This window comes from uncultured Thiodictyon sp. (genome assembly GCF_903828115.1).
Lineage (GTDB): Bacteria > Pseudomonadota > Gammaproteobacteria > Chromatiales > Chromatiaceae > Thiodictyon.
Genome location: NZ_CAIKKU010000267.1, coordinates 1 through 5,568 on the forward strand (window position 1 = coordinate 1; position 5,568 = coordinate 5,568).

A 5,568-nucleotide genomic window follows, 5' to 3' on the forward strand; every position below is an offset into this window, starting at 1 on the left:
CGTTGGCGAATCGAGGCTGAACTTGTCGGGCAGCAGCGCCGACAGGTCGTAGCGGCGCTGTCCGCCGGGGGTGCGCTCGGCCGTGATCTTGCCACTGGTCTCCCAGCGGCGCACGGTCGCGGGCGAAACCCCAAGAGCTTCCGCCGCCTCGCCTATCCTTACTTTGTACACTTTTTTGCTCATGTTTGGAAAAAATGTACAACTTTAATCGCAACAGTTCAAGCCCCGCCGCGGCCTTGATCATGACCCCGGCCATCCTGCCGGGCGAGCGGTCGCCGGTCCGCACAGCGGACCCTACGGCCCCGCAGTCGGCGCGGTGGCGGCAATGATGATCGAAGCCCCCGGGCGCGGCCCAACTTGACGCCGCCCGGCCGCCGCTCTAGCGTTGCGGCTACCCAGGTCAGGCCCCGAGTACCCCCATGTCCACCGCGACCATCCTGCCCCCTGTGAGCCCCCGCGACTACCTGCTGGGCGAGCGCGACGGTGCGCAGCGCCTGATCGTCGAGGTCCTCTCCCCGCGTACAGCGGCGGTCGACGACGGGGAGAAGCGCATCAACTACCAGACGCTGGGTTCCCTGGACGAATACCTCCTGCTCGATCCGGATACCGGTGAGGGCACCCTGTACCGTCGCGGCGGGGCCTTCTGGACGCGCATCCGGCTTGACCGCGATGACGCCTTGGAACTTGGATCCATCGGATTGCGCGGTACCATGGCCTGGCTCCTTGGCGGCGGCTAAGGTGCGCGTCCCGGGTTCATTCCTGCTGCTCTGCCAACCCAGTCAATACCCACAGCCGATCCAACTCCGTGCGCAGTTGCGCGACCTGCGCCTCCAAGGCCTCGATGCGGCCGTCCGGCGCGCCACCCGGTGACGGCGCTGCCATGGGCGCCGCCGCCGCGGCAGTCATGGCGGCAAGTTCCGCCGGGTCCGGCGCGCCGCACAGCAGGTGCAGGTAGCGTTCCTCGCGTTTGCCCGGCAGCCGGGGCAGTTCCATCACCAGGGCCGGCCCCCGGTCCATGAGCGCGCGCACCGTCTCGGTCACGGCCGCCAGGTCCGGGAACTCGGCCAGGCGGGCGCTGTTGGTGCGCAGTTCGCCCAGGGTCTGGGGTCCGCGCAGCATGAGCACGGTGAGCACCGCCTGTTCCTCGCGGCTCAGACGGTAGGTGCCGACCATCTTGTGGTCATAGCGCTCCGTGCGCCCGGAGAACGCGGCGTGGACCAGCCCCCGGCCGCGTAACTGGTTGACCTGGTGGCCGACATCGCCGGGCTCCAGGGCCATCACCGGCTGCCGGCTGCTTTTCTGGTTGCAGGCATTGACCAAGGCGTTGAGGGTCAGTGGGTATTGTTCCGGGGTGGTGCGCTGTTTCTCCATCAGGCAGCCCAGGATGCGCGCCTCGATGGGGTTGAGCAGGGGTTCGTTCAGGTCGACGGTCATGGGTAGAGGCTCGCATGGGTGGAGGGGCCGATCAGTCGAGCGGCAGGACCCGCAGTTCCACCCGTGCCTGGGTGCTGCGTTGTCCCTGTTCAGCATACAGGGTGCCGCTGCCGCGTACGGACGCGGTGTCGTCATGCAGTGCTACCGGTATCCAGTCCCCGAGGCGGCCCTGCACCCGGGCCTCGACGTCGCTGGTCTGAAGCGACCCATGGGGCCCAAGCGAGTCGGCGCGGGTCGCGACCTCGATGACCACCTGGTCGCCCTGGACCCGGGGTACCACGTAGAAGCCGCTCTCGCTGCGTTGGTAGCTAGTGCCCTCGCGGATAACGGTGCCCCCCGGGCCGGCCGCCAGTTCCCGGTAGGACAGGGGCCGCTCCTCACCGATGGCGATGAAGGCGCGGTGTCCGTCCAGGGCGCGGACCTCCTGGCTGAGGTCACGGCCGGCGGACCGGTGCCCGGCACCGACCTCGATCCGGCCGGCGCCCGGCCCGGGTCGGCCGTGACGCCCCTGGTCGGCGTCCCAGGCGTCGCCGCGCACCGCGATCCCGGCCCCGGTGGTCGCGTCGGTGCTGTTCTGGCGGACCTGGATCAGCAGGCTGCGCGCGGGCCGGTCCAGGGTGGTCAGGGCGCGCCGGATCTCGGCCAGGTGCGCGGGGGATGTACGCACGAACAGTGTGTTGTTGGCGCCCACGATGCTCCCGTCGGTCCCGGCCAGCGGCGCGAGGATCGGTATCAGTTCGTCGGGGAAGCGGGCGTGCAGCTCGATCATCTCCAGCGGATAGTCCGCCGCCGCGCCACCGGCGCGGAGGGTGGCGAGGAGCAGGCCCGGGATGCCCCAACGGCCAGCCCATCGCCGGCTAAAGATCAATGCGGCGCAGTTCAATGTCTTCATCGCTGTGCTCCCAGATCTCGTCGAAGTCGGCGCGCAGGCGCCGTGCCGGCCCGGGTGCACGCCACTCCACCAGGGCCGCGTGGCGGTCGGCCAGTCGGCGCAGACAATAGCCCGTGCCATCACTGATGAGAAAGGCGTCCATCCGGGTGCGGAAGTCATCGGCCACGCGCCGGACGGCGATCCGGGAAGGCAGGCGCCGGCTCAACCCGATCAGGCGGTGCCCGGCGCGCACCGGGGCCAGTGGCTCGAACACCAGCACCCGCACCGGGGACTGGGGCCGCGCCAGGGCGAGGCGCCGCACCGCGTCCAGAAAGGGGAGTTGATCGTACAGGTCGGGGTCCAGGTCGCGGCTGAAGATCAGCAATTCCCGCTGGGCGTCCGCGGCCAGACGCAGGCACGCCTCCCGGATCGACAGGAGGTCGGTAAGTCGCTGCGCAGTGCCGCCGTGGGGCCGCGGCGATGGCTCGGGCCAGGCCGGGGCGGGAGGCGGGGGAGGGTGTTGCACGGTCATCTCCTGTCCGGGGTGGTGGGGCCAGGGTTCGGATCATCCCAGAAAGAGTAGTTATCCACTGTGTTCATCTGTGGACGTTATGGTTATTGGAACGGGGGCCGCCCGCCGCCAATGATCCCATAGTGCCCGTGATTGTAGAGGGTACAGAGGACCTCCAGGCAGGCGGGTTGCTCCAGCCAGGGGGCCAACTGCTCCCACTCGAGGGTGTGCGACTCGCACAGCAGTTGCGCGAAGCCGCGGCACGCCGACGGCAGCCGGTGGGTCTCGCCGCCGACGAACAGCAGCAGCGGCGCCTGGTCCAGGGCGCTGAACAGGACCCGCGAGGGCCCGCGCGCGAGCGCGCCGCGCCGCTCGATCAGGGCGCGCAGGGTCAGCGCCGTCAGGGGGACCGCCGCCGGCTCGACCGCCAGGTGCTCCTTAGGCCCGCTCAGGTGGGCGCCGAACCAGGCGGCGAAGGCCTCGTCGTCGGCCCCGCCCAGGGCCTCCTCAATGCGGCGGCGGATCTGCGTCAGCACGCTCGCCGGGACTTCGCCGCGATGGTGATGCGGTTGCGGGTCGGGGTCCCGGTAGCGGGCCTGGGGCAGGCGCGTCCTGATGGCGTGGTCGCACCAGGCGCCGGCCAGTTCCTGCCAGTGGGGCGCGCGCAGGGCGAGCGACCAGGTCAGGCCGGGGCCCTCGGCGATCCCCCAACGCGGCACCCCGGCGGGCAGATAGAGGCAGTCCCCGGGCGCCAGCACCCACTGCTCCTGCGCCTGGAAGTGTGCCAGGATCGGCAGATCCAGGCCGGGAACGCAGGGGGCCGCGGGGTCCGGGTGGGGATCGATACGCCAGCGGTGGCGGCCCTCGGCCTGGATCACGAAGACATCGACGGCATCGACCTGGGGCCCCACCGAACCCTGATCCGCGGCGAGGCTGAACGTGATGTCGTCCAGCCGCCACAGCGGCAGGAAATCGAAGCGATCGAGCAGTAAGGCGACCTCCGGGACCAGTTTGTCGACGTCGCGCACCTGCAGGGTCCAGTGGGACTCGGGCAGGGTGGCGAACAGGGCCTCGTCGAAGGGGCCGTGCCGCACCTCCCAGGGGCGCACACCCCGCTCGAGGACGAGGCGCGACTCCACCCGCGGTGCGCCGGCCAGCGCGGCCAGATCAGCGCTGCGCAGGGGCGAGCGCAGGCCGGGCAGGGCGTCGCGCATCAGCAGCGGCCGCCGCTGCCAGAACTCGCGCAGAAAGTCGGAGGCCGTCAGTCCGGACGGAAATTCGAGTCGCTTTGGTATGGTGCTGGACATCGGCCTTACTGATCAAGGGAAACAAGGGTTGATGGGACCTGGCCGACCCGCGGCGGGACCGCGGGCGGCCTGCGACACCGCCCATCCGGGGACCGATACAATGTGGTTTTGTGTCGAGAACACAACAGTTAAACTCGTCTGGTAGGCCCGTACCTGGGCGCATAACAGGCATTTTGCCGACCCTCCTGTTGCGCCTGCCGCTCATCCGTTGCAAATATGCCGCCAGGAGGAAAAAAAGTTGCACTTTTGTATGCGTGCTGGGCTAAAATCACAGCGTCCGAATGTTCAGTCCGCAGACCTTGCCCAGGTTCAACCCATCGCAACCGCCGTGTCGGGAGCTCCGTGAGGTCGCAACCGAGGTAGCGCGGCGCCAGCGTCCAGGTCCGGTGTGGCTTTTTCCCGGCCTGGTGTGACCGCCAAGCCGCATTCTCGACCGAACTCCCTCAACTGATTGCAACAGGAAACACAAGATGCGCAAAGACAAGAAGACCTTCCGCGTCGTCGCCCTGGCCGCCCCGCTGGTCATGGCCACCATGCTGGCAGCCCCGGTCAGCGTCAACGCCGCCGATTCCATTGGCCTTTACTGGAAAGCCGCGCCGACCACCACCGCCTGGGTCAACTCCTCCGGCGAGTGCTGGCAGGGGCAGGACGGTGAAAAGCTGCCCCCCTGCACTGACACCTTCGTGCCTCATGCCCCGCTGGTCATGCGCCTGCTGTTTGAACTGGACCGGTACCAGCTCAACCAGATCCGCAACCCCGAAGAACTGCGCAAGCTCGATGACCTGATCAAGGAATTCCAGGGGACCCCGCGGGTGGAGCAGGTCAGCATTATCGGTCACACCGACAAGCTGGGCAGCCTGCCGCACAACCAGGTGCTGAGCGAGAACCGCGCCGCCACCATCAAGCAGTACATGATCGACCGCGGTTACCCCGCCTCGGCCATCCGCGAGGTTAAGGGCATGGCCTGGGAGGGCGGCAACGATGTCGCCGCCGACGGCGCCGTCATCGACCTGGGTCCCCTGGAAAACAATCCCCTGCGCCGCCGCGTGGTCGTGACCGAGCTCGGCCCGGAGCAGGTCCAGCAGTACTCCCAGTAGTCGTCCGGTCCCGGATCGGCCCTTCCGGGCGCCGCTCCGGGGCTGTCAAGGAATCCACCGCTGCCGGGCACCGCAAGGTGCCCGCACCCCAATCGAACCGAAACCTGTCGCTGACCCTGTTGGTTGCGACGCGGGTTCCTGCGGTCGGAAGAAAGGGATGACACCCCGCCAATAAGCCTCATCCCCCCCGACGGAGGCTTAAAGGACGACCGGCCCCCGGGTTTCCCGGGGGCCGGTTTTTTTTGCTCCCCGCGTCCGCTGCGGTGCCATCTTCGTTGTCGTTGTCGTTGTCGTTGTCGTAATCGAGCTTATCGTAGCGCCCCGGATTCGCTCGCACCCCAAAGTACC

Annotated in this window: 7 protein-coding genes; 2 read left to right on the top strand and 5 right to left on the bottom strand. The window is 68.6% G+C overall.

Features of this window, described 5'->3' with window-relative positions; translation table 11 throughout:
- A partial coding sequence (locus QZY48_RS09960; RefSeq protein ID WP_295430610.1) for a helix-turn-helix domain-containing protein occupies positions 1 to 183 on the bottom strand: 183 nt, incomplete at its 3' end.
- A 236-nt stretch (positions 184 to 419) separates the two neighbouring features.
- On the opposite strand from QZY48_RS09960, the gene QZY48_RS09965 reads away from it, so the two are divergent.
- On the top strand, positions 420 to 737 hold the full coding sequence (locus QZY48_RS09965; RefSeq protein WP_295430612.1) for a Uma2 family endonuclease: 318 nt from the start codon (positions 420 to 422) through the stop codon (positions 735 to 737).
- 16 nt (positions 738 to 753) lie between these two features.
- Here the strand turns inward: QZY48_RS09965 and QZY48_RS09970 are convergent, their stop codons facing one another.
- From QZY48_RS09970 to QZY48_RS09985, 4 genes are all read right to left on the bottom strand, one after another.
- On the bottom strand, positions 754 to 1,434 hold the full coding sequence (locus QZY48_RS09970; protein WP_295430614.1) for a YceH family protein: 681 nt from the start codon (positions 1,432 to 1,434) through the stop codon (positions 754 to 756).
- Between the two features lie 31 nt (positions 1,435 to 1,465).
- Positions 1,466 to 2,326, bottom strand: coding sequence for a hypothetical protein (locus QZY48_RS09975; protein ID WP_295430615.1), 861 nt, complete (start codon positions 2,324 to 2,326; stop codon positions 1,466 to 1,468).
- Entirely contained in the window at positions 2,292 to 2,831 is a 540-nt protein-coding gene (locus QZY48_RS09980) for a hypothetical protein (protein ID WP_295430617.1), read from the bottom strand. The genes QZY48_RS09975 and QZY48_RS09980 overlap by 35 nt, the downstream gene beginning before the upstream one ends.
- Positions 2,832 to 2,920: 89 nt before the next feature.
- Entirely contained in the window at positions 2,921 to 4,123 is a 1,203-nt protein-coding gene (locus QZY48_RS09985; protein ID WP_295430619.1) for a cupin domain-containing protein, read from the bottom strand.
- A gap of 470 nt (positions 4,124 to 4,593) precedes the next feature.
- On the opposite strand from QZY48_RS09985, the gene QZY48_RS09990 reads away from it, so the two are divergent.
- The gene (locus tag QZY48_RS09990) at positions 4,594 to 5,220 is read left to right on the top strand and encodes an OmpA family protein (RefSeq protein ID WP_295430621.1); all 627 of its coding nucleotides are present in this window, start codon (positions 4,594 to 4,596) and stop codon (positions 5,218 to 5,220) included.
- Positions 5,221 to 5,568 lie beyond the last annotated feature (348 nt).

What these genes read in the sequence shown, in the direction of transcription:
- QZY48_RS09965 (WP_295430612.1), top strand. Translation starts at nt 420, where the DNA reads ATGTCCACCGCGACCATCCTGCCCCCTGTGAGCCCCCGCGACTACCTG.
- QZY48_RS09970 (WP_295430614.1), bottom strand. Translation starts at nt 1,434, where the DNA reads ATGACCGTCGACCTGAACGAACCCCTGCTCAACCCCATCGAGGCGCGC.
- QZY48_RS09975 (WP_295430615.1), bottom strand. Translation starts at nt 2,326, where the DNA reads ATGAAGACATTGAACTGCGCCGCATTGATCTTTAGCCGGCGATGGGCT.
- QZY48_RS09985 (WP_295430619.1), bottom strand. Translation starts at nt 4,123, where the DNA reads ATGTCCAGCACCATACCAAAGCGACTCGAATTTCCGTCCGGACTGACG.
- QZY48_RS09990 (WP_295430621.1), top strand. Translation starts at nt 4,594, where the DNA reads ATGCGCAAAGACAAGAAGACCTTCCGCGTCGTCGCCCTGGCCGCCCCG.